23 protein-coding genes and 1 riboswitch are annotated in these 22,739 nt (G+C 43.7%); of the genes, 16 read left to right on the top strand and 7 right to left on the bottom strand.

What is annotated here, in order from left to right; translation table 11 throughout:
* The first annotated feature begins 90 nt into the window (after positions 1-90).
* From ABGV42_RS06775 to ABGV42_RS06765, 3 genes are all read left to right on the top strand, one after another.
* A complete protein-coding gene (locus tag ABGV42_RS06775; protein ID WP_347380977.1) occupies positions 91-936 on the top strand; it encodes a helix-turn-helix domain-containing protein in 846 nt (281 codons plus the stop codon).
* Positions 937-1,048: 112 nt separating this feature from the next.
* A complete protein-coding gene (locus ABGV42_RS06770; protein WP_347380976.1) occupies positions 1,049-4,438 on the top strand; it encodes a tetratricopeptide repeat protein in 3,390 nt (1,129 codons plus the stop codon).
* A gap of 51 nt (positions 4,439-4,489) precedes the next feature.
* Positions 4,490-5,113: a hypothetical protein gene (locus ABGV42_RS06765; RefSeq protein WP_347380975.1), complete on the top strand. Its 624-nt coding sequence runs from the start codon at positions 4,490-4,492 to the stop codon at positions 5,111-5,113.
* Between the two features lie 162 nt (positions 5,114-5,275).
* On the opposite strand, the gene ABGV42_RS06760 is transcribed toward ABGV42_RS06765, so the two are convergent.
* Positions 5,276-6,121: a bifunctional 5,10-methylenetetrahydrofolate dehydrogenase/5,10-methenyltetrahydrofolate cyclohydrolase gene (locus ABGV42_RS06760; RefSeq protein WP_347383158.1), complete on the bottom strand. Its 846-nt coding sequence runs from the start codon at positions 6,119-6,121 to the stop codon at positions 5,276-5,278.
* A gap of 51 nt (positions 6,122-6,172) precedes the next feature.
* Positions 6,173-6,254, bottom strand: a riboswitch (ZMP/ZTP riboswitch).
* Between the two features lie 193 nt (positions 6,255-6,447).
* On the opposite strand from ABGV42_RS06760, the gene ABGV42_RS06755 reads away from it, so the two are divergent.
* The 7 genes from ABGV42_RS06755 to ABGV42_RS06725 all read left to right on the top strand — a co-directional run bounded on the left by ABGV42_RS06755 (position 6,448) and on the right by ABGV42_RS06725 (position 12,446).
* Positions 6,448-6,837, top strand: coding sequence for a ribonuclease domain-containing protein (locus tag ABGV42_RS06755; RefSeq protein WP_347380974.1), 390 nt, complete (start codon positions 6,448-6,450; stop codon positions 6,835-6,837).
* A gap of 16 nt (positions 6,838-6,853) precedes the next feature.
* Complete coding sequence (locus ABGV42_RS06750; RefSeq protein WP_347380973.1) at positions 6,854-7,129, top strand: barstar family protein; 276 nt, start codon at positions 6,854-6,856, stop codon at positions 7,127-7,129.
* Between the two features lie 238 nt (positions 7,130-7,367).
* Positions 7,368-7,733 carry a hypothetical protein gene (locus ABGV42_RS06745; protein ID WP_347380972.1) on the top strand — a complete coding sequence of 122 codons (366 nt, stop codon included), beginning with the start codon at positions 7,368-7,370 and terminating at the stop codon, positions 7,731-7,733.
* 386 nt (positions 7,734-8,119) lie between these two features.
* Positions 8,120-8,509, top strand: coding sequence for a hypothetical protein (locus ABGV42_RS06740; RefSeq protein WP_347380971.1), 390 nt, complete (start codon positions 8,120-8,122; stop codon positions 8,507-8,509).
* Between the two features lie 340 nt (positions 8,510-8,849).
* Positions 8,850-9,359, top strand: a complete 510-nt coding sequence (locus ABGV42_RS06735) for a hypothetical protein (RefSeq protein WP_347380970.1) — start codon at positions 8,850-8,852, stop codon at positions 9,357-9,359.
* A 25-nt stretch (positions 9,360-9,384) separates the two neighbouring features.
* Positions 9,385-10,737 (top strand): S1 family peptidase, encoded by a 1,353-nt coding sequence (locus ABGV42_RS06730; protein WP_347380969.1) that lies wholly within the window; start codon positions 9,385-9,387, stop codon positions 10,735-10,737.
* A gap of 695 nt (positions 10,738-11,432) precedes the next feature.
* Positions 11,433-12,446: an ABC transporter substrate-binding protein gene (locus ABGV42_RS06725; protein WP_347380968.1), complete on the top strand. Its 1,014-nt coding sequence runs from the start codon at positions 11,433-11,435 to the stop codon at positions 12,444-12,446.
* A 64-nt stretch (positions 12,447-12,510) separates the two neighbouring features.
* Here the strand turns inward: ABGV42_RS06725 and ABGV42_RS06720 are convergent, their stop codons facing one another.
* Positions 12,511-13,272 (bottom strand): MBL fold metallo-hydrolase, encoded by a 762-nt coding sequence (locus ABGV42_RS06720; RefSeq protein ID WP_347380967.1) that lies wholly within the window; start codon positions 13,270-13,272, stop codon positions 12,511-12,513.
* Between the two features lie 215 nt (positions 13,273-13,487).
* On the opposite strand from ABGV42_RS06720, the gene ABGV42_RS06715 reads away from it, so the two are divergent.
* Positions 13,488-13,904, top strand: coding sequence for an Lrp/AsnC family transcriptional regulator (locus ABGV42_RS06715; protein WP_347380966.1), 417 nt, complete (start codon positions 13,488-13,490; stop codon positions 13,902-13,904).
* Positions 13,905-14,037: 133 nt separating this feature from the next.
* Here the strand turns inward: ABGV42_RS06715 and ABGV42_RS06710 are convergent, their stop codons facing one another.
* Positions 14,038-14,490, bottom strand: coding sequence for a hypothetical protein (locus ABGV42_RS06710; RefSeq protein WP_347380965.1), 453 nt, complete (start codon positions 14,488-14,490; stop codon positions 14,038-14,040).
* A gap of 47 nt (positions 14,491-14,537) precedes the next feature.
* Positions 14,538-14,984 (bottom strand): hypothetical protein, encoded by a 447-nt coding sequence (locus tag ABGV42_RS06705; RefSeq protein WP_347380964.1) that lies wholly within the window; start codon positions 14,982-14,984, stop codon positions 14,538-14,540.
* A gap of 215 nt (positions 14,985-15,199) precedes the next feature.
* Between ABGV42_RS06705 and ABGV42_RS06700 the strand changes: the two genes are divergently transcribed.
* From ABGV42_RS06700 to ABGV42_RS06680, 5 genes are all read left to right on the top strand, one after another.
* A complete protein-coding gene (locus ABGV42_RS06700) occupies positions 15,200-15,571 on the top strand; it encodes an iron chaperone (protein WP_347380963.1) in 372 nt (123 codons plus the stop codon).
* A 150-nt stretch (positions 15,572-15,721) separates the two neighbouring features.
* Positions 15,722-16,831: a threonine aldolase family protein gene (locus ABGV42_RS06695; RefSeq protein WP_347383157.1), complete on the top strand. Its 1,110-nt coding sequence runs from the start codon at positions 15,722-15,724 to the stop codon at positions 16,829-16,831.
* 154 nt (positions 16,832-16,985) lie between these two features.
* Entirely contained in the window at positions 16,986-18,239 is a 1,254-nt protein-coding gene (locus ABGV42_RS06690) for an MFS transporter (protein ID WP_347380962.1), read from the top strand.
* A 177-nt stretch (positions 18,240-18,416) separates the two neighbouring features.
* Positions 18,417-18,929, top strand: a complete 513-nt coding sequence (locus tag ABGV42_RS06685; protein ID WP_347380961.1) for a DinB family protein — start codon at positions 18,417-18,419, stop codon at positions 18,927-18,929.
* A 68-nt stretch (positions 18,930-18,997) separates the two neighbouring features.
* A complete protein-coding gene (locus tag ABGV42_RS06680; protein WP_347380960.1) occupies positions 18,998-19,351 on the top strand; it encodes an MmcQ/YjbR family DNA-binding protein in 354 nt (117 codons plus the stop codon).
* Positions 19,352-19,472: 121 nt separating this feature from the next.
* Here the strand turns inward: ABGV42_RS06680 and ABGV42_RS06675 are convergent, their stop codons facing one another.
* The 3 genes from ABGV42_RS06675 to ABGV42_RS06665 all read right to left on the bottom strand — a co-directional run bounded on the left by ABGV42_RS06675 (position 19,473) and on the right by ABGV42_RS06665 (position 22,560).
* A complete protein-coding gene (locus ABGV42_RS06675) occupies positions 19,473-20,303 on the bottom strand; it encodes a carbohydrate ABC transporter permease (RefSeq protein ID WP_347380959.1) in 831 nt (276 codons plus the stop codon).
* Between the two features lies 1 nt (position 20,304).
* Positions 20,305-21,177 carry a carbohydrate ABC transporter permease gene (locus ABGV42_RS06670; protein WP_347380958.1) on the bottom strand — a complete coding sequence of 291 codons (873 nt, stop codon included), beginning with the start codon at positions 21,175-21,177 and terminating at the stop codon, positions 20,305-20,307.
* A gap of 69 nt (positions 21,178-21,246) precedes the next feature.
* Positions 21,247-22,560, bottom strand: a complete 1,314-nt coding sequence (locus ABGV42_RS06665; protein WP_347380957.1) for an ABC transporter substrate-binding protein — start codon at positions 22,558-22,560, stop codon at positions 21,247-21,249.
* Between the last annotated feature and the right edge of the window lie 179 nt (positions 22,561-22,739).

The following is a 22,739-nucleotide window of genomic DNA, read 5'->3' as shown; positions in this document are numbered from 1 at the left end:
ATACGACGAATTCTACTGTTTTAGAAAATATAAGAAATATCGATACAGCTACATTTTATACGGAATAGATCATAGCGAGGTAGTGTGATAATGGCTGAAAAACATGTGGATTATGCTATACTTGGACACCGGCCCTTTGGAATATTGATCGCAGGACATTATAAGGAGTTGAAGGGATATGAGATTCACCGGCCAACGGGGAGCATCGATTGGTTATTAATGTATACGCTTTCTGGAGAAGGAGAAATACAGCTTGGCAAGAATTCGATCACCTGCACAGCTGGGGATGTGGCGATCCTCATGCCAGGGCTGCCGCATCATTATCGAACGAAGCGGGAACATTGGGAATTTATATGGGTCCATTTCATTCCCGATCCCAACTGGAGTACATACTTGAAGCTTCCTGAAACCTCCGATCGTTTCGTATACCAGCGAATTGTTTCGAAGGAGACACAGCAGGATATGCAGAATGCTCTTCGAAGATTGGTGCGTCATGGGTTTTCGGAAGGGAGCTCCGAACAGCATCGCCGATTATCTGAGCTTGCCCTGGAGGAGACGTTGATTCACATTCAACAGACATATCCTCCGGATGTTCCAGCAGCAATGGATCCCCGAATAGCGGAGATCATGTGGTATTTGCAGTTGCATCCTGCGCAGAAGATAAGCATACCTGAACTCGCTAATCGCTGCTGTTTATCCACCTCACGCCTCTCTCATTTATTTAAGGAGCAGGTAGGCGATACGATTCTGAACACCGTTTACAAGTTCAGGTTGGAGAAGGCAGCACAGCTTCTGGCTGGCACGAACCGGCAAATCGCGGAGATTGCCACGGATGTCGGATTTGAGTGCGGCATTCATTTTACAAGAAAGTTCCGCGAAGCGTTTGCCGAGACACCGTCAGCATTTCGGAAACGAAAAAATAACCTTCATGCGTGATTGTTGGAGTGTCCCCATATAGTCCATGAAAAACAGAGGATATTGAATGGTACTCCGCCGTTCATTTTTCTTACTATGGATACATTGACAGTTCACAAAAGGAGGAAGCGTTATGAGCACAAGAGAGCCGTCTGTACCTGTATCCAAGGGAGTTCACGTATGGGAGGAACAGACTGAGATCCCTACCTATGGCACAGGAGAACCAGACAAAAATCCAATGTTTCTGGAAAAAAGGGTCTACCAAGGGTCCTCTGGACGCGTCTACCCCCTTCCGGTCATTGATAAAATCATGGATGATAAAGAAGTGAAATTGTATCGAATGGCTATTCTCGAAAATGAATATGTGCGTATTGAAATTTTGCCTGAGATCGGTGGTCGCATCTATCGGGCGTTAGACAAAACGAACCATTATGATTTCGTTTATTACAATCGCGTCATTAAACCTGCCCTCGTAGGGCTAGCCGGGCCCTGGATATCGGGTGGAATTGAATTCAATTGGCCGCAGCATCATCGTCCAAATACGTTTGGACCCGTAGAACATACCATGACTGAAAATGAAGACGGAAGCGCTACCGTATGGGTGAGTGAGATCGACCGTATGTATGGAACGAAGGTTACAACAGGCTTCACACTGTTTCCGGGCAAAGCCTACCTCGAAATTACGGCACAGATGTTTAACCGGACTTCAGAGCCGCAAACGTTCCTGTGGTGGGCCAATCCTGCTGTTGCGGTTAATGACCATACCCAGACGGTATTTCCTCCGGACGTTACGGCCGTATTCGACCATGGCAAGCGTGATGTGTCCAGATTCCCCATTGCAACAGGAACCTATTATAAAATGGATTACTCGGAAGGCGTGGACATTTCACGTTATAAAAACATCCCTGTACCTACATCGTATATGGCCTACAAGTCGGATTATAATTTTGTTGGCGGATACGACCATGGCGTCCAAGCAGGACTGCTTCACGTAGCAAACCATCATGTGTCCCCAGGTAAGAAACAATGGACCTGGGGTAACGGTGAGTTCGGCCAGGCGTGGGATCGCAGTTTAACCGATGAGGACGGACCCTATATCGAGCTGATGACAGGTGTGTTTACGGACAACCAGCCAGATTTCACATGGCTTCAACCTTACGAGGAAAAATCGTTCAAGCAATATTTCATGCCGTACAAAAATATCGGTGTCGTGAAAAATGCATCGATTGATGCAGCGGTGAACCTGGAAGTAGATAAGACAAGTTCTACCGTGACGGTGATGGTCTATGCCACATCGGTGTTCGAGAAGGCAAGGATTGAGTTGAAGGGCCGGAAGAAAACGTATTTGAAAGATACGGTTACGACCTCACCGGAACAGACCTATCAATCGGTTGTAGCCTTAGATCCCGAAGACCAGGCACATGATCTGATCGTAACCGTCCATGATGCGTGCGGGCATGAACTTGTTTCTTACCGTCCGGCGAAGCCATCCATAGAACTGGTGCCTGAACCATCCAAACCGCTTCCTCTACCGGAGGAGATAAAGAGTACAGAACAGTTATATCTGGCAGGATTGCACCTGGAACAATATCGGCATGCCACCTTTGAGCCTGAGCATTATTATGAAGAAGGTTTAAGAAGGGATGCCTCCGACATTCGTCTTAATATCGCATATGGCATGACGCTGCTTCGTAAGGGCTGGTTTGAACGGGCGGAAAAACATTTCCGGACGGCCATTAAATCGTTGACTTGGTGTAATCCGAATCCGTACGACAGCGAAGCTTATTATCAGCTTGGTCTGGCTCTTCGTTTACAGGAGCGGAATGAAGAAGCATACGCTGCGTTTTATAAATCGGTTTGGTCTGCGGCGTTTCAGGACAGTGGCTATTATGCATTAAGCCAAATCGCCTGCGAACGAGGGCATTATGCCGAAGCTTTGGAGCTAGCGGAAAGATCTCTGGTACGAAATAGCAGAAACTACAAGTCAAGACTCGTGAAGACCGCGGTTTTACGAAAGCTTGGCCGATATTCGGAAGCGGCTCTGTTCGCGGAGGAAACCTTGAAGCTGGACATTGCCGATTTTGGGGCAGCCTGCGAGAAAGCTAAAGTGTTGGAACGATTGGGACGTCATGAAGAAGCCGATGATACGCGAATCAAGCTCGGAAAAATCATGCGTAACGATGTGCACAATTATATGAACCTGGCTTCGGATTATGCAGGTAATGGCATGTACGAGGAAGCAGCAGAAGTATTGGAGCAGATTCGTTTGATACACGGCAATCACACCTACCCGATGGTTCACTATATGCTCGCGTATATGTACGACCGAATGGAACCTTCGGAGAAAGCAGATCAGGAGCGACGGTTAGCCCAGAACGCTTCACCAGATTATTGTTTCCCAAACAGCCTGTTCGAGCTGCACGTACTGCAGCATGCAATTGCCATGCATCCATTGGACAGTAAGGCACACTATTATCTGGGCAATCTGTATTATGATAAAAAGCGAGCAGCAGATGCCATTCATCATTGGGAACAATCCGAGGAAATCGACAATCATTTTGCAACAGTACATCGGAATCTTGCCCTGGCTTACTATAATAAACGGAACGATGCAACAGCTGCGTGTGAATCGCTTGAAAAGGCTTTTGAGTGTAATGAAGCAGATGCCCGCGTATTCTACGAACTGGATCAATTGTACAAAAAGGTAGGCGTTACGGCTCAGGAGCGGATGGCCAAACTTCAGCAGCATATGCAACTTGTGCATCACCGAGATGACCTTTACCTCGAATATGTAACCTTGCTCAATATACTCGGCCAGCATGAAGAGGCGTTAACAGCTCTGTTAGAGCGTCGATTTCATCCATGGGAGGGCGGGGAAGGTAAAGTCACGGGACAATATGTTCTCGCGCTTGTTGAGCTTGGAAAGCAAGCGAGTCAACAGGGTCAATTCGAGGAAGCCGTTACATTCTTAAAACGTGCCTTCCAATATCCCGAGAATCTGGGAGAGGGTAAACTGGAAGGTGCTCAGGAAAATAACGTACATTACGAGCTTGGTTACACCTACAGCAGATTAGGCCGGCAAGAAGAAGCGGTGTATCACTGGACAATAGCCTCGCAAGGTTTGGAAGAGCCCGCCAGTGCCATGTATTATAACGATCAACCGCCAGAAATGATCTTCTATCAGGGGCTAGCATGGATGAAACTAGGCAATCCAAAAGAAGCAAGACGCCGATTTAACAAGCTGATTGATTACGCAGAGAGACATCTATTTGATGATGTGAAAATTGACTATTTTGCCGTATCTTTGCCGGATTTTCTCGTATTTGAAGATGATTTGAACAAGCGCAATCAGGTCCACTGTTTGTTTATGCATGGTCTGGGTTTGTTGGGGTTAGGAAAAGCGGCTGAAGCGAAAAAACGTTTTGAAGAAACGCTGCAATGGGAGCCATATCATCTGGGAGCACGAATTCATCTGCCGATGTGTTCATTGGTCAAACAAAATCAAACCATTTATAATGGTTAGAATGTACAATACGTTCTACGGTATACAGCATCAGAGGAGGACAAGTGCAGCATGAACCTTTTTCATATCCAATCCACAATACACGGCATCGATCGAACTGCAACTTTCCTGGAAGATAACTTTGTCGGGATCGATTGGCCAGCTACAGGGGATCTGGAACAAGTACCGGCTGAAGAATGGAAAGAGCAAATCGTGCAGCATTATGCAATACGTGAATCGGAACTGAGTCGGGTAGTAGGGACACTACAGACGTTTGTAAACATTATGCAGGATGGAGACAATGTCTTAATTCATGACGATGAGTGGGCATACGTTGGGGATGTGGGCGACTATTTTTACGATAACTCCACTAGCATTGGAGAAGATTCGATATGTCATCGCAGAGGCGTAACATGGTTGGGACGAATTCCACTGACAGCAATAAACGATAAAGTACGTGCTCTGATTTCGGATACTTCTATAATCTCAACATTCGGGCATCCACGATCACAGGCTCAATTGGATCCGTGGCTTTCAAGAACTCACGAAACGGAAACCACAGACCGTAATTCGGTTAGCGTAGATGACGTTACGGTCCGGGAAGCTCTTGAGGTATTGAAAGATGCATTGCACAGTGAAGACGTGGATATTCGTATTCGTGCAGCGACGGCCATTTTACAATTTGCCAAAAAATAAAGAGGACAAGAACCAGGTAAGTAGTAGCAACGGAAATGGATATCACATGTGAATATGCTAACAATCGGATGAAGCATTAGCCCTGATGTTCACACCAAAAGAAGCACGCTAAGCCCTCATGAATAGAGTGGGCTTTGCGTGCTTTCTTACATAATATAATGTTCATTCAGATTGCATGAAGGCTGATTTGATCGTGTGTTCGATCAGTGTAGCGATTGTTACCGGACCAACGCCACCCGGGACGGGTGTAATGGCGGAGGACTGAGCCAAGCAAGATGAATAGTCCACATCACCTACATTGCCTTTATTGTAGCCTGCATCAATGACAACTGCACCAGGTTTAATCCAGCTTCCTTTTACAAAACATGGTTTGCCGACGGCAGCAATCACAATATCTCCCGACTTCACGATTTCGTCCAGATTGACGGTTTTGGAGTGACAGGTGGTTACCGTTGCATTTCGGTTAAGTAACATGGCTGAAACGGGCTTGCCCAGGATTGGACTTCGCCCGATAACGACAGCATGTTTGCCTTCGATCGGAACCTTATAGAAATCTAGAATACGAATAATGGCCTGTGGTGTGCAGGAAGGGAAAGCGGCGATTCCAAAAGCATTTAGTGCAAATCCTTGGGTGGTAACGCCATCCACGTCTTTCTCTATGCTAATTGCATCAAAAGCGGCTCTTTCATTGATATGATGCGGTACCGGGTGCTGCAGCAGAATGCCATGTACGGATAAGTCTTGATTTAATTTGTTTATTTCTTGAATTAATTGTTCAGTCGTCGTTTCTGCAGGCAAAACCACTTTAATGGAATGTACGCCTACACGCGCACATGCATTGCCCTTCATACGTACGTACGTTTCGGAAGAGGGGTCATCACCGACCAAAATGGTAGTGAGACAAGGGCGTATTCCCTTCTCCTTCAACAAGGCAACTTTCGCCATCATTTCTTCCTTCATGAAGTCCGCTACCGTTTGTCCATTTAAAATTAGTGTCTCTGTGCTCATCTTCATCATCGCCCTTTCCACATAAAAAGAGGCAAGGAAATAAAACTTCCTTACCTCTGCCCAGGCGTACGGCTTGATTAGAAATCATATGCTCCCTCACGGTTCACCGTGTTCGCCAGTTACATATGATCATTACATAATAAATTGATAGTACTTCATTTTGAAATTTACTTCAATCCTTTTAGGTTTAAATGCAAGGACTTTGCTATACTTGGAACTGTGTCTAGATTGGTATATACTTTTTGGAGTTGAGAAGATCAAAAGGAGATTATAAGTAGTGTATATTAAAAAAATGGTTAGGTACCGTACTCATTATTCTTGCGACGATGCTGTTCGCAGGCTGTTCACTTGAATCGCTATCTGTAGATGAATCGTCTCAGACCCATGCTGTCTTGAACCAATTTGATGAAGTTGCCCATTATATTACCGAGCATCAGGAACTTCCGGATAATTATATTACCAAGAAGGAGGCCAGGGCTCTGGGCTGGGTACCAAGTGAAGGAAATCTGCAAGACGTGGCCCCAGGAAAAAGTATCGGCGGTGATCTATTTCAGAATCGGGAAGGGCTGTTACCCAAGAAAAAGGGGAGAACATGGTACGAGGCAGATATCAATTATTCCGGGGGAACCCGGGGAAGTGACCGAATTCTCTATTCCAGTGATGGCTTAATATACAAAACAACCGATCATTATCGTACGTTTGAACAAATCAAATGACCAAAGGTAGGATGGTATGAAGACAGTAATCATTGATGGAAATGATATTCATGGTAAAGAAGAATTGCATGATATTCTACAGGCGAAGCTCGGGTTAGATGATGATTATGGTCGGAATCTGGATGCGCTTTGGGATGGCTTAACAGGTTTCATTTCCATTCCACTGACCATTCAATGGCTTAACTTCGAGGCCAGCAGGGCTGCGCTTGGGGAATACGCTGATCAACTGTTGGAATTAATGCGTGAAGCAGAAGAAGAATTGGATCAGTTCCAATTTGATCTGAAAATGTAAAGTCGAACGGGCAGTCCGCTGAGGACTGCTTTTTTTATTATGCAACATGTTCCTTGAGATTTCCGTTAATGAGTTAAGGAATCCATAGGAGGTGAGGGTCATCCCCAGGAAGTTGTTGTACTTTATTTATGTTCTATCACTGGTTAGTCTGACAACATCTTGTGCGAGCACGTCCACGAATGCAGATGCTGATAACGATCTAAGCGGACTATATATTGCAGCATTGGAAGAGGTCATAATGACAGATTCAGCTCTTAATAGATCGATGGAGTATATATTAATAGACTATAATCAGACTCCTGCATTAAGTGACTCTGACGGACAAGAAATAGCGAAGTTCTTACAAACGAAATATAAGGTGGACGTTTATAACCTAACTTATGAAAAATTGCTTAAGCAAGGTTTATATGAAGGTGATGAAAGCAATCTTCGAGGGATTCTACTGCGGATTGAGAAGGTTGAGCTGGCGGAAGATCAGAATAAAGTCATACTCGTGGTAAGTAAATATCGATCGAATGAGGGTGCCATCTCTGTAAAACTAACGTTGCAATATAGGGATAACAATTGGATGGTAGTTGATCTTGTTACCTTGAAAGAGAGCTAATACTGGAGAAGATTGCGAGACTATAAAGTTTTACGAAGACTAAACAATCTGTCTTAAAAGTCGCCCATGGCGGCTTTTTTTGATCCTAGAAAGGAAGTCTGTCAACTGGAATGTTGGCTGTAGAGAAATACTATGATACAAACTATTCTAACTCTCGTATTATGTTGGATAGAATCAATAAAGTTGTAATTGTTATTGGTAACGCTCTGAATACCATTATTACTACTTACAAATTAGATAGCGTCAGCACAATTCAGAATCGAGTTTCTGAAGGCCGTTGGATTAAGGGCGGTGTTAAGTTTAAATAATTTAAGTTTTACTTAAAAAAACAGACTGGGGAGAGAAGATTAATGCTCTCTCCAGTTTTACAATCATGGAGGTAAACAATGCCTATTTTAAGAGATAAAAACTTCCCGGTTAATTACATTGAATTTACTGTCGTTAAACATAATCCCTCTCCAGGTGAAGGTGGTTATTATAATTATAAATATGTTGTTAATTCTGAAATAGTGAAAGAAGCTAAATTTGGTAGGACAAACATGGTTTTAAACAGCTTCATTCCAATGCTGAAAGAATTCCCTGAGGAAAAATGGAAGGGTTACATTAGTCATTTTGAAGAGAGTATGGAAATAAAATGGATGCATGAATACAAAACAGATCTCTACTTACTTATCTTTATGGATTTAGGTCATTTATACACTCTGAAAGCGTCCAAAGAAGGTATTAGGGAGTTCGGAAATCAATTTGAAGAAGAACTTAAGTCTTTTTTGAATTAATTTTATACGATGTGATCCCGGTATTTCATCCTTTATTTTTCCAATATTACCTAACCAAGTCTTAAAGAGATGAAGGGGCCTATTTATGCCAACCTATTTTGAACCAAAGCTTACAGCTTTGGTTTTTTGTTTGGATTTTGTCGTTCTTTGCTTTGCTGAAATTGAATAAATCAGGTTAATGGATCTGCATTACCACACATCGGATAAATCAATAAATATTATATGTAAACAAATGTATATAAATTGTAAAATTTATAAATTAATGAAACATTTTAGCATTATGCTGCGTCTAAATTATTGGAACAACACCTAAGATTCTGAATGGAAAGGAGGTCGTACATTGAAGCATATATCCCTTATTCTTATGATTTGTCTTGTCCTGTTTGGTTGTTCCGATTCCTCACTGAATAACGATGCTATTAGTACACCCGATCAAATTCAAAAAGATGGCGATCAAATTATAGCTAGTAAACAATCTGGGGATTATGAACTCAGATTAATCATCAAAAAATCAAATAATGATACATTCATTTTTGAACCAGGTCTGAAGTATATAGGCAAGGATGCCGATAATCAGATCCTTCATTCAAAAAAAATACTTGATGTAGATTTGCAAACTGATGGGGAAAGTATCCTTCCTCCAAGGTCAACAACAACTGAAGGAATAACAACAAAATTAGTGAAGGACCAATGGTATTCTGAAAGTTATGAAATTACACTAAGTTCAGATCAACTTCAGCAAATAGCAAGTTCAAACGTCAGTGTCGTCCTAAACGCAGTGTTTCAATCTGATCAATCGAGCTTTGAAGATGAAAAAACAATGATAATCAACGCAGAAGAGGTCATGTAAACTGAATATATACGAGGAGGCATCTATGGATCTCAAAAAAATAACTACATTAATCTTTGGTGTAGCCCTTACATTATCTATTAGTGGAGTAACTTATGCTGAGAACATTGAGAAAGATAGCCAGGCCTATACAAACGAAAAGTATAATTTAGAAGAAAAATTCAGAGATGAATTTGGTTTCGAAAAGAGCACTAATCAACTCCTCTCTATTCAAAACGAATCTTCTGTTCAGAAATATGGTGTCTCTCTATCAGAATCTGAGGAATCTGAGATGGATAGAAGAGTTGAGATTGAACAAAAATTTATACCTGATCTTGAAAAAGCGATCCAGGATTCATCAATGTCTGAAAATTATGCTGGAATGTATATACAACAAGCTCCCGAATACAAGATTATAGTTAGATATACAGGAGGTTCTAATAAAAATATTACTAGTAGCAATCAAGAGGAACAGGCGTTTGTTGAAACGGTAGAACAATTTACAACTAACGTCTCTAACAATGCAGCTTCGTTAATCTTGCCTAATGAAATTGTGTATGAAAAGGTTGATTATAGCGAAAAACAACTAATGGGCTTTGTAGAGAATATAGTCAGTAAGCTTGATCTTTTAAAAGAACAAAATGTTAATGTAACGAAAATTTATTCAGATTACCCTAATCAGAAAGTTGTGGTTTCCCTCGGTAATGAATTAGGTCCTGAAAAACAGGAAATTGTTCAAACAATGTTTAACAAATACCCCTTGGAATTTAATGACGACCCGGGGCTTATCGAACAGACTGCAAGAAACACATATACAGGAACAATAATGGGTGGTCATGAGATAAATAGTAGTGGGAAATGTACAGCGGGCGTACCTGCAAAATCAAGATCAAACGGAACCCTATTTCTTGTTACTGCAGGTCATTGCGGGAGTCAAGGTACAAATTTTAGTCAAGGAGGATACCTTCTTGGACCCTTGTCTAATATCTATATGGGCTCATACGCCGACTCTGGTGCTATTAGGTTAAGCGGTGGGAATCACACTCCAAGTAATGTCATTTATAACACTTCTGGAATCAACCCAGGTAATCCAACAAGGCTTACTGGAGTTCAAGCGCTGTCTTCAAGTAAAATAGGAGAAACTGTAATTAAGTCAGGCGCTACTACGGACACAACTACTGGCACATTACAGAGAAAAGACGTTTACTTTACTACAGCTGGCAGATATCTCTTTGAAACAAGTACAGTTTCACAACCAGGCGATAGTGGAGCACCTGTTTTTGCAGGTTCTGGTTTTAAAGGAATAGTGCACGGAAGAATTCTCAGTAATGACAGCATGCTATATACTCATGCTGAGAGAATCCTGAACGGATTAAACTTAGATCTTTATGTGCTTTAAAACTTTTTCAGATGAGAGGGACGGCTTTCTAATCCAATCTATCTCAAGTTAATCATTTAGGATCACATTTTCCCCAAACTAATTAAAACAAAAAAACCAAAGCTAATGCTTTGGTTTTTTGTTTTAATCCTCTCTGGCTAAAAATCAACATTCCATTTAGCAGCTAACAATAGTATCAGAGCGCACATAATTTACTTCCAGAAAATAATCAAACAGATAAGGATATTCATCTGGCTTCATTTACTCGTCTTGCATGCCATAATGACCGTGAGCGACACATGCTATCGCGGTAATAGAAGAATAGTAATACCTGTTATCCGTTGAGATGTGGATAGGAGATACCCATATTGACCTGTATGAATCTAGGTAACAAAAATAGGAGTCCCAATGGAGGGGCTACTAAACGCACTAATTATCTTCTTGTTAATGTATCAACCCTTAAAGCAGCTCCAGTCATGGGTACTTCATGTTCTTGACCATCCTTGCGTAATTTAACATGTAGTTCTTCGATTTGGTGTGACTGGTGATCTATTAAGTCAATGAATTCAACTGTTGAAGTGATATCATGTCTGTGGGGTGAAACATTCAATATTACTACATTTTACAAAGAGAAGTTGAAATTAGCTTGTCAAATAGACTGCATCATGATAAAGTGATAACGATTATCAATATCAATTAAAAAGGGTGGGTTTACATTGTTGAAACGGTCCAATTCGATTTTGCTTATACTGGCACTAACCGTGCTGTTTGTATTAAGTGCATGCGGTCAGTCATCGACGACCAGTACAGCAGCGGATACTAGCGCAAACACGGCTGAGCAGACAACTGATTCAACATCTGCAGCTGAACCAGCGGCGACTGATGAAGGAGAGACGGTTACATATCAATCGGATGCAGGAGAAGTACAAGTACCCAAAACACCTCAGCGTGTCGTTGATTTGACGGCTTTCACAACAGGTTACTTTGTAGCACTGGATGTTCCGGTGGTAGGAGCCCTCTCGGGTGCAATGGGCAATAAGTATATTAAGGATCAATTGATAAGTGAAGGAACAACCGATCTGGGTGAGCAGCCTACAGCGGAACAACTGGTAAGTCTCAAACCTGATCTGATCATCGCTTATACGGGTACAGAGGGTCTTGATCAATTGTCTCAAATTGCTCCTGTGGTGCAGATCGAGTATGGCAAACTCAATTATAAAGACTTGATGCTTGAATTAGGCAAACTGACAAATAGAGAAGATGCAGCGAAAGCCTGGATTACAAACTGGGAATCACAGATTAACGAATGGAAACCCAAAGTAGAAGCCGCCGTAGGCGATCGAACGGTGTCCATCCTGAATCCATATGCGAAAGGATTATATGTATTCGGCCATAACTATGGTCGTGGCGGTGAAATCCTTTATGGAGAATTTGGCCTCAAGGCCCCAACCAAGGCTCAGGCGGAAGCGATTGACAGTGGAACAGGCTTTGCCTCGATCTCCATGGAAGTGCTGCCGGAATACGCAGGTGACATCATCTTTACCAGCCCGTGGTCTGGAGATACAAGTGATGCCGAGGTCGTATATAGCAATACGTTGTGGGAGAATCTGCCTGCAGTTAAGGCAGGACATGTCTTCCAGCTGGATAACACTTCGGACACATATAACGACCCTATCACTTTGGAAGGACAATTGAAATTTATTACGGACAGCTTGCTTTCAGTGAAGTAAGCAGTAGAATAACACTCCTGACCGTCACAAAGTGACGGAGGAGTGTTATTTTTTTATAGCTGAATTATAATACGTAGGATTCTCCATCCTCAGGAACAGCAATGTTACTGGTGATCCCTTTATCCTTCAAAAAGCTTCTTAAGTCTTCTCTGGAAAGACCCCAATGGTTAACTGCTTCCATATGGACTACAATGATTTTCGCGTCTGGTGCAGCTTGGTATACTTTATAGATATCGTCTATGCCCATAACCAAGGAACCACCTTCCAGAAACTGATTATCTCCTCCATTCACAACGATAACCTCAGGTTTGTGAGTTTGGATCACTTCTTGAACAGACTCGACCCAAACGGTGTCCCCAGCTACATATAATGTTTGCTCATTTGTGTGTTTAAAGACTACGCCGCATACTTCGCCAGCAAGCTTCAAGATTTCTCCTCTGCCATGCTCCCCTTTTGTTTTAAACAGTTGAATTCCATGAAATACTGAATATTCATGAAGAATCTCTACGTTGTTAAAGCCAGCATTTTTAACTTCAGACGCATCAGCTTCGTTCTGTACAAACATTTTGATATCTTTGGGCAGCGCTTCTTTTGCCGCATCATCAAAGTGGTCCAAATGAAGATGAGTAACGATCACCGCGTCGATACCACGGACTATATTTTCAATAGTTGTCGGAAGGTCGACCAATGGATTCATCTGATCCTGCCTCGCAGAATTTGGGAATGGAGGATACACGCCCTTGTCAGCTAGGAATGGATCAATTAAAAAATGTTGTCCTGCGTATTCAACGATAATCGTAGCATTTCGGATCTGAGTTATTTTCATTGTAATTCTCCTTTGATCATGAATATATAAATAGCTTACACGCTCCGCATGTCTGCGTACATGCATAGAATCAAGTCTTTCTTCTCATTTGCTTGAATAATGAAAGAATTTCTTTTCATGATGGGTTTGTATGTAGAATAGAGTAAGCTTTACTTATCTCATGAATTGGGTTTTCATTGGTGATGATACTAAAATTAAAAGGGGGAGGATAACGAGTGCTCGATCACATAGATGAATTAATTATTAAAGAGCTGTCCGAGAACAGTCGCATTACGATGAAAAAGCTGGGGGAGAAGGTTCATCTCACTGGACAAGCAGCTGCTTCGAGAGTTTTGAAGCTGGAGGAAAACGGAATTATTGAAAAATACACCGTCCAAGTAAATCAAGTCAAATTAAACTGTTTAATCCATGCGTTTATCACGATCAAACTGACGAATCCACATCATCAGTCATTCCTGTCCTTTGTTAAAAAGGAAAATGATTATGTAATTAATAACTATAAAGTGAGTGGAAACGGATGCTACATTCTGGAGACCAGATTTCCATCCAATGAAGTGTTAGATCAATTCCTTGTTCGTTTAAACGAACATGCGAACTATAGTCTTTCCATTGTGATTAACAAACAAAATTGAATATGAAACAAGAATAAGGACGCCTGATCCCTCCAACTCTAGCCATCGGAGAGTACTGGATTGGACCGAGCATCCTTATTATTAGTCTAAAAGTACGAGGCGTAAAAGGTTATTTTGTTTTCGAACCATCAACTTAGTCATCGGAATACACAGTTGCGTTAAAACTTTCGGGTCCAAGTCGGACATTGCTTACGCCGGTATCCGGACCGTAGGAGAAAGTCGCATAGACCGAATAAACGAGCTGGCCATTTCCCGGCGGTGCCACATTATAATCGGAGCCCGTAAAACTGAGCACACATGGGCTGAAGAAGGGATTGCCGAGAACAGTCTTTTCGGCCCGGTACACAAGCTGCTGCGAGGCTCCCAGACCACGATATACCTCAATAGCAAGAGAACCGTTATTAAATAACTGATTGGCTGTTACTGTAACGATACCTGAGAAAAGCGTTCGGATGATTGGGCCCGGATTAATTATTTGCAGCCCAACTTGAGCAAACAACAGCGGAACGCTGTTTGTGAAACTGGGAGTGAGAACGCCCTGACCTTTAGAGCCCTGGGAAGTTCGTGCATCTAATGTTTTAACCATGTGAAGTCCTCCTTTCTTCAAAGCTAAGGAGAGATAGGGACGTGGTGTCAATCGTCGCTGTATGCGACCGCATTGAAGCACTCCGGTCCAAGACGAGTGGCTTGTTCAGTTGCGGATACAGGGACAAACGTTGCAAAGCAGGAGTAGATGAGCTGCCCATTGGCAGGTGCAGGCACATTGTAATCCGATCCTTCAAAGCTTGCAAGAATGGTACTATCAGCAGGAAATACAGGCTGGGAAACCACATAGATCGGTTGGCCCGTATAAGTTGCCCCTCTGAATATTTCAAAACGAATAGAAGAAGGCAAGGAAGACACATTGGACACCGAGATCCGATAGGTCCCATTGAATTGGCTGCGGATCAGCGGCCCCGGATTGAAGATATTGAGTCCAACAATCCCGAGCAGGGTAGGTGTATTTGCGCCAAGCGGAACGTTAAGCGGGGTAATGCCGGCTGACCCCAGAGACGTACGGGCGTCAAGTGTACGAACCATAGCAATTCCTCCAATCTATCATTTTGTAATTAGGATATGTTGTTCAGTGGAAGGAGTTGTCCGCTTAGCGGCAAGAAGTTAAGGGTTTGAGAGAGGGGCTTAATTCAAACGGATTTTTGTTTGGAGACTTGCTACAAACGTGTATACTTGAGAAACAGGGTAAGATGACAAAACACGCTGATCTAAACTACTTTTCTACATAGGAGGAACTTCGCTTGGAAGAATTTGAAGAATTTCTGGCACGGATGGATAACCCGGAATACCGTGCTCGAACCGAAGAAGTTTTGAGTTGGGTGGCTACGAAATTTCCAAACTTAAAGGCAAAGATTGCGTGGAATCAGCCGATGTTTACGGATCATGACACCTTCATTATCGGATTTAGCGTAGCCAAACAGCATTTGGCTATTGCTCCTGAGAAGGCAGGTATTCTTCAGTTTTCAGATGAGATTGTTGAGGCTGGCTATGATCATACGAAGGAATTGATTCGAATCAAATGGAGTCAACTCTTGGATTTTTCACTGCTGGAGAGAATTATTGCTTTTAATATTACAGATAAGGCAGACTGCTCGACTTTTTGGCGGAAGTAAAAGCAAAGCATGATATAACAGCGTTTCGCGAATGACAATGGTTAAGTAAAGTTTAAATAGAAAGGTGTGAGCCAGATGGGGCAACATACTGGTAATCAAACTACAGGTGATTTCGAAGAGACATCTGCTGAAGAGACTGTAGGATATGGCATGAGCGATACACCGGATTCATTAATGGTATCGTTCATGGAGGCGGAGTATATCGTTGGCGGTCATGGCAGTCGCAAAATCAAGGTTCTCCAGGAAGCATTTCAGCATATTGACGGTGAGATGGACAGCGATCATTACGGGAGCGGAGAAACCATTGAACATTTCCAGCGGCAGATGGCTGAAGTACTGGGCAAGGAGGCGGCTATCTTTTTCCCAAGTGGTACCATGTCACAGCAGATAGCGCTGCGGATTTACTGTGAGCAAAAGGGACTGAAGCGTGTAGCTTATCATCCCCTGTGTCACATTGAAATTCATGAAGAGAATACGTTGAAGGAGCTTCATCAGATTGAAGCGGTTCTGCTTGGAGACAAGGACCGATTGATACGATTGGAAGATGTACAAGCTATCGAAGGCGACATAGCCTGTCTATTGCTTGAATTGCCCCAACGGGAGATTGGCGGCCAGCTGCCTCCATATGAAGAACTCGAAGCCATCTCGGCTTATTGCCGTGAACAGGGAATCAAGCTGCATTTGGACGGAGCCAGATTGTTTGAGATCACACCTTATTATCAGAAGTCGGCAGCAGAGATCTGCAGCTTGTTTGATAGTGTGTATGTATCTTTTTACAAAGGCATTGGCGGTATTGCCGGAGCCATACTGGCTGGAGATACGGATATGATAAAGGAGTCCCGAGTTTGGAAACGCCGGTTTGGTGGGGATCTGATCGGTCTGTATCCTTATATTCTAAGTGCCCAATATTATTATGATCAACGCATTAATAAAATGGGAATCTATTATGAACAAGCGAAGCAGCTCGCTTCATTGCTGAATCAATGTTATGGAGTACGCACGTTGCCCGAAGTACCCGTGTCGAATATGTTTCATGTGTACATCGAACGAACCCCAGCTGAGGCTGAACCCATTCTTAGCAGAATGACGCAGCATTTTGGAATAGGGTTAACTTCGTATCTAAACGAAAACAGTGAAACCGGGCATTGTTCATTTGAACTTTCGCTGGGAGATCGATATGAAACGGTACCGGAAGATAGGCTGCAATCTGCTCTGATATGGCTGGATGAACAACTACGTTTGCATGGTCCGAAGCGCTGAGTAGGACTTCATTGTGTAGGAAATCGATCGAACTGGAAAAATCAGTCTTTAGTCGGAGGCGTGGAAAGATGATGTCCGTATAATTATGATTTGAAAGGAGACGTCATATCATTAAAGTATTGGACATCTTTATGACAAATGGAGGTTGAGGGGATTGAGTAGGCAAGTCCAAGGCACTAATGCACCAAGCCTGTTTCGCAATCGGTTTCTTCAGACAATCTTGTTATCCAGCGTTCTCCTGCAGATCGGCATCTGGGTTCGGAATTTTGCAATCCTATTGTATGTGGCGGAGACAACGAATAATGATCCATACGCCATTTCACTCATCAGCGTGGCCGAGTTTGCCCCGATTTTTGTTTTTTCGTTCATCGGAGGTACCTTTGCTGATCGCTGGCGGCCGAAACGAACGATGATTTGGTGTGATGTATTATCTGCCGTATCGGTATTTGCAGTTCTCCTGACCATCCATTACGGCTCATGGCATTCTGTTTACCTCGTTGCATTTATTTCGGCAATTCTGTCGCAGTTCTCCCAACCTTCAAGCATGCGATTGTTTAAGTATCATGTTGCAGAAGAACAGCTGCAGCAGGGCATGGCTCTATTCCAATCGCTGATGGCCATCTTTATGGTGCTTGGCCCGATGCTTGGCACCTTCGTATACAGCACGTTTGGCCTGGAAATATCCATCGCTGTTATGGGCATCGTTTTCCTGCTATCCGCACTCGTTCTTGTTCGTCTGCCCGAGGATCAGATGCAGACACAAACAGCTGCGGTTAAAGGGCAGTTCCGAAAAGAATTCGTGGAAGGGTTTCGTTACGTTTGGCAAAGTCAGGTGCTCCGGATGCTCGGGCTAGCGTTTATACTTGCTGGTCTCGCCGTTGGCGTAGCCCAAGCGCTCAATCTGTTCATTGTTACGGAGCAACTCGGTAGGAGCAAGGAATTCCTGCAATATCTTCTGATGGTGAATGGTGCAGCTATGCTAATTGGTGGGGGAATAGTAGCCACATTTGCAAAGAAGGTTCCACCACAAATTCTGCTGGCGATTGGAATGGTAGCCGGTGCGGTCTGTACAGCCATCGTGGGTTATTCGACAAGTGTACCCGTCACGCTGACCGTTCAATTTCTGAATGGACTGGTGTTCCCATGCATTCATATTGGAATCAGCACCATGATTCTGAAATGGTCGGAGGCTTCCATAGTGGGCCGCGTGAATGGCGTTTTGAATCCGATGTTCGTAGGCATGATGGTCATTTCCATGTCCTTCGCAGGTGCGTTAAAAGATGCCTTTTCACTGAGCACCATCTATAGCGGAGCAGGGTTTTTATTTCTCATTGGCGCATTGGCCATGATTCCAATCATGAATCACAAAGCACCGGATAAAGCACCACCTGTTGCACAAGAGGCATAGTATCAGCGATATCTACACGTAATTTTTGATTCAAAAGAACCGACAATGAAAAGTGTCGGTTTTTTTATTTCAGTTCGTTAACCACCGAAAAGGTATGGAGCTATGTGTCTGAATTTCAAGGGGAGGGAGAACAAATGCTGAATGTCGAATAAAAGGGAAAAGGAGTGTGATTATTGAATGAATAAACGCTCATTGCAGATTAACGTGCTGCCGGGTTTTGAACCCGAAATCGGCCGATGTCTCTGGTGTTTGGAGGATGTACGGAGGACTGTTCTGGAAAGGGTGAGTGCATTAAACCCTGACCTGCTCGATCGGAAAATGGATGGAAGGCACAGTATTGGCTCGTTGTTGTATCATATTGCGCTTATTGAGGCAGATTGGTTGTATGTTGAAGTCCTCCAAACCGAATATGAGACGGATATTCGTTCCCTGTTTATGCAAGAAGACAGGTCGGAAGATGGTTCGCTGGTGCAGGTCGCAGGTCAAACCTTGGAAGAGCATCTTCATCGGCTGCAGACTGTACGCGACAAGCTGCTTTTTCATTTTAAAACCATGGATATGACCGATTGGAGAACTCCAAGACAGCTTGAAAGCTATGACGTAACCCCTGAATGGGTTATATATCATTTGGTTGAACATGAGGCTCATCACAGAGGGCAAATATTCGAACTTTTACGGAATCTGGTATAGAATCGGAAGAAGACGATACGAATCATATGGAATTATCGAGTTAGACAGTAATGGAGGAAAAATAAAAGATGACGTTGGAAGAATTAACGGAGTACTGCCTATCCTATCCCAGCTCATATGAAGACCATCCTTTTGGAGAAGGTTGGACTGCGATACGGCACCAGGGAAACAAAAAATTGTTTGCACTCATATTGCACAATTACAACGGACATGTCAGTGTGAATCTGAAGTGTGCTCCAGAGCGTTCAGATTTCCTGCGGAACGCATTCCCGGAGGTAACGCCCGGTTACCATATGAACAAGGAACACTGGAACACGGTTAATGTGGAAGGTGATCTGCCTGTGGAGGATGTGCAGGGAATGATCAAACACAGCTTCGAATTGACAAGGCCCAAGCGGGTAAAAAAGAAGAGCGAAGCTTAAATCAGGGGATGTTATATCCTTTAAGCTAAAGACCAAAACAAAAAGACAAAGATAAAAACCCACCTGATTGGTGGGTTTCTTTGGGTTCCCATTTATAACTGCGAAGCGAATGTAAAGCTGATTAGCCCTTGACTGCTCCAGCCGTGAGGCCGCTTACGATGTATTTCTGACCGAATAAGTAAAGGATGAATACAGGCAGTGAAGTCAGTACAAGATTGGCAAAAATCAAATTCCAGTCCCGGCTGTACTTGCCGTAAAAATTGTAGATCGAAAGCGGCATCGTCCATGTTGAGCTGTCTGTCAGGAAGTAAACCGGGATGGTGATGTCATTCCATACTGACATGAACACCATGATGGCTACCGTCGCGTTAACAGGCAGAATGAGCGGCGTGACGATCCGGAAGAATACACCGAACACGCTTGCACCTTCCAGAAACGCAACTTCGTCAAGTGCTCTTGGAATGGTTTTGATAAAACCACTGTACAAGAATACACTGAACGCCGTATTAAGCGCGGCATAGATCAGGATAACGCTTGTAATGCTTCCGTAGAAGCCCAACCCTTGCACGACCCGAATCGTTGTAATGATCGACATGGGAGCAATCAGCCCCATGAAGAAATACATGTAGATCGCTCCGGAGGCTTTCGTTTCTCTGCGTGCAAGAATGAATGATGCAGCCGAAGAAGCCACGATATTGATGATCGAGGATACGCCAGTAATCCAGATACTGTTGAGAAATGCCCTGGATAGACCGCCTTCTTCGAAGACGCGGGCATAGTTCGAGAACTGCCATGTATCAGGTAAACTAAGGGAGAAGCTGAGTACCTCGGCGCTTGTTTTGAATGAACCGAAGATCAGAATCACGAGCGGCAGGAGAACAATTAGGGAGGCCAGGATTAGAAATCCTTCCACAATGTAATTGCGGATGGCAAGTTTGCGAGTATAGCCCATGTTATTCAGTAACCTCCTTACGACGCATGAAAATCAACAGCGGAATGGCGATAATGGTGACAACGACGAACAGCAGTGTGTTGACTGCGGTACCGAGTCCCCAGTTGCCTTCACCGAAGGAGCGCAAAATAATGGTACCCACAACCTGAGATGCGTTGCCCGGACCTCCGCCGGTCATGACGTACACTTCCGAAAATACTTTGAGTCCACCGATAAGTGTCAGCATCAGGTTGATGTTGATGGCGGGCAGCAGCAGCGGCAGTGTGATTTTAAAGAAGCTTTTCCATGAGCTTGCTCCGTCAATGGTAGCAGCCTCGTAATATTCCTGGGAGATGGATTGCAACCCGGCCAGATAGATGGCCATTTGAAACCCGGCGCTTTGCCAGATGGAGACGATGGCGATTGTCCAGATGACGATGGACGGGTTGGTCAGCCAAGCCTGGCTTAAGGAATGCAAGCCTACAGCTTCGAGCAAGTTGTTAATCGTGCCTTCGGTTCGCAGCATCGGTGTAAACAAAATACTGATGACGAGAATGCTGAGAATGGAAGGGGAATAGAAGATGGCACGCAGCAGATTTTTGGTTCTTAATCTCATGTTAAGTCCTACGGCCAGCAGTAGACCGATAACATTTTTGCCGATGACAGTGACAATCGCAAAGATCGCCGTGTTTTGCAGCGCCAGAATCAGCGTTTTGTCAGAGAAGATCTTCTTGAAATTGTCCCAGCCGATGAACTGAAGCTCCAGTCGATCCAGCCGCCAATCCGTAAATGAATAGTAGAAGCCTGCGATGGCAGGAATGACGAAAAAGATCGAGTAGATCAGCAATGCTGGATATATCATGTAATATGAATAAAGATTTTTAGCCCTTTTCATGTCTCACACTCCGTAATAGCCCGGACAGCATAGAACTTGAGACTCTATGCTGCCCAGTGTTTTATCTTCTTAGAAACCGGCCACACCTTTGTCTTGCATCAGCTGGCTGAACTTCTCGTCCCATGCCTTCAGTACCTCTTCCGGTGTTAGGCCCCCTGCAAATTGATCCTGCAGCAATCTGTACAGTTCACTGCGGTCAACGAGCATGTAAGCATCGGTCGTAAGCACCGTTTTCTTAGGCGTAATGTAATTGTCCACGATATCCTGCTTGTAGGCAGGCAGCTCAGGCGTTGTTACATCACTGAAATTGGATACATAACCTTTGGAATCCACGATCTGCTGCGCAACTTCCTTGGAAGCAATAAAGTTCAGAAACTGTTTGGCTTCTTCCAAATGCTTGGATTTCTTAGGAATGAACAGTTGGCCGCCGAGTGGACTCGCACCCAGACTTGCATCCTGGGAAGACGGAATAGGGAATACGCCGAGTTCCATGCTAGGATCCTGCTCGGCAACGCCTTCGATTAACCAGTCACCCATAAACATCATGGCTACTTCCTTGTTCAGGAATTTACCCACGGCCATATCGTAGCTGTCACTAAGTACGTCTGTGTTGGTGTAGCCTTTGGTGTACACTTCGTACTGCTGCTCCAGGAAGGTTTTGAACTCCGGGATATCGGACCATTTTTTCTTGTTGCTGTTCAGGTCATCAAAAAACGTAGGATCATTCTTGGCTACAAAATCGGCAAAAGCTGCTGCAGGCCAGATGTTGGCTGCCCAGGCATCTTTGTAAGGCATAAATACGGGTGTGATGCCACTTGCTTTGATCTTTTCGCATATGGCCAAAAACTCTTCGTAGTTTGTCGGAATGGATAAACCGAGGTCTTCAAAGATCTGCTTGTTGTAAACAACACCTTGCATGCCTGTATCCTGGCTGACATGGAAACTGTAGAGATGACCGCCAGATGAAAGGACGTCCTTGTTCACAATTCTGCTGGCCCAAGGCTCGTTATCCAAAATTTCAAAATTACGTTCCAGGTTCAGATCCGTCACTGCGCTCGCCAGGTTGTATTGAATGATGTCAGGTGTTTCATCGACCGCCAGCTTGGTTTGCAGTACGGTCGTGGTCTGCTCTGCTGGAATGAGCTGCAGATTTACGCGTACGTTTGTCTGTTTTTCAAACTCATCCAGAATGTCCTGCTGAATAAAGGCAGAGTCCTGCGAACTTTTGGAGATGGCAAGTTCCAGTGTGACCTTGGCACCTTTGCTGTCTCCGCCAGCAGCTGTTCCGGAATCGCTTCCCCCAGATCCGCAAGCGGTTAATGAAATGGATAAAAGACTGGCCAAAACAATGGATGCTGCTTTTTTTCTTTTATGCGTCTTCAATGCAAATCCCCCTCTAAAACGTTTTATGAATTTTATATGAATCCGTTTACAATCTCGATTATAAATTTTTATCTCTCCCCGGTACATGTCTGTGCTTGAACGTTGATGTGTAATATTCTGAACTTGAAATCGCTATCATTTCAATTGTTCACATGATACAGTAGGACATAAATGGTTGA

Origin of the sequence: Paenibacillus pabuli (assembly GCF_039831995.1) — a bacterium.
GTDB lineage: Bacteria > Bacillota > Bacilli > Paenibacillales > Paenibacillaceae > Paenibacillus > Paenibacillus pabuli_C.
Note: the sequence above shows the minus strand (reverse complement) of the source record. Positions and strands in the feature narration are given on the sequence as shown.

Coding starts and splice junctions, on each gene's coding strand:
- ABGV42_RS06775 (WP_347380977.1), top strand. CDS start 91: ATGGCTGAAAAACATGTGGATTATGCTATACTTGGACACCGGCCCTTT.
- ABGV42_RS06770 (WP_347380976.1), top strand. CDS start 1,049: ATGAGCACAAGAGAGCCGTCTGTACCTGTATCCAAGGGAGTTCACGTA.
- ABGV42_RS06765 (WP_347380975.1), top strand. CDS start 4,490: ATGAACCTTTTTCATATCCAATCCACAATACACGGCATCGATCGAACT.
- ABGV42_RS06760 (WP_347383158.1), bottom strand. CDS start 6,121: ATGAGCACAGAGACACTAATTTTAAATGGACAAACGGTAGCGGACTTC.
- ABGV42_RS06755 (WP_347380974.1), top strand. CDS start 6,448: ATGCTGTTCGCAGGCTGTTCACTTGAATCGCTATCTGTAGATGAATCG.
- ABGV42_RS06750 (WP_347380973.1), top strand. CDS start 6,854: ATGAAGACAGTAATCATTGATGGAAATGATATTCATGGTAAAGAAGAA.
- ABGV42_RS06745 (WP_347380972.1), top strand. CDS start 7,368: ATGACAGATTCAGCTCTTAATAGATCGATGGAGTATATATTAATAGAC.
- ABGV42_RS06740 (WP_347380971.1), top strand. CDS start 8,120: ATGCCTATTTTAAGAGATAAAAACTTCCCGGTTAATTACATTGAATTT.
- ABGV42_RS06730 (WP_347380969.1), top strand. CDS start 9,385: ATGGATCTCAAAAAAATAACTACATTAATCTTTGGTGTAGCCCTTACA.
- ABGV42_RS06720 (WP_347380967.1), bottom strand. CDS start 13,272: ATGAAAATAACTCAGATCCGAAATGCTACGATTATCGTTGAATACGCA.
- ABGV42_RS06710 (WP_347380965.1), bottom strand. CDS start 14,490: ATGGTTAAAACATTAGATGCACGAACTTCCCAGGGCTCTAAAGGTCAG.
- ABGV42_RS06705 (WP_347380964.1), bottom strand. CDS start 14,984: ATGGTTCGTACACTTGACGCCCGTACGTCTCTGGGGTCAGCCGGCATT.
- ABGV42_RS06695 (WP_347383157.1), top strand. CDS start 15,722: ATGAGCGATACACCGGATTCATTAATGGTATCGTTCATGGAGGCGGAG.
- ABGV42_RS06685 (WP_347380961.1), top strand. CDS start 18,417: ATGAATAAACGCTCATTGCAGATTAACGTGCTGCCGGGTTTTGAACCC.
- ABGV42_RS06680 (WP_347380960.1), top strand. CDS start 18,998: ATGACGTTGGAAGAATTAACGGAGTACTGCCTATCCTATCCCAGCTCA.
- ABGV42_RS06675 (WP_347380959.1), bottom strand. CDS start 20,303: ATGGGCTATACTCGCAAACTTGCCATCCGCAATTACATTGTGGAAGGA.
- ABGV42_RS06670 (WP_347380958.1), bottom strand. CDS start 21,177: ATGAAAAGGGCTAAAAATCTTTATTCATATTACATGATATATCCAGCA.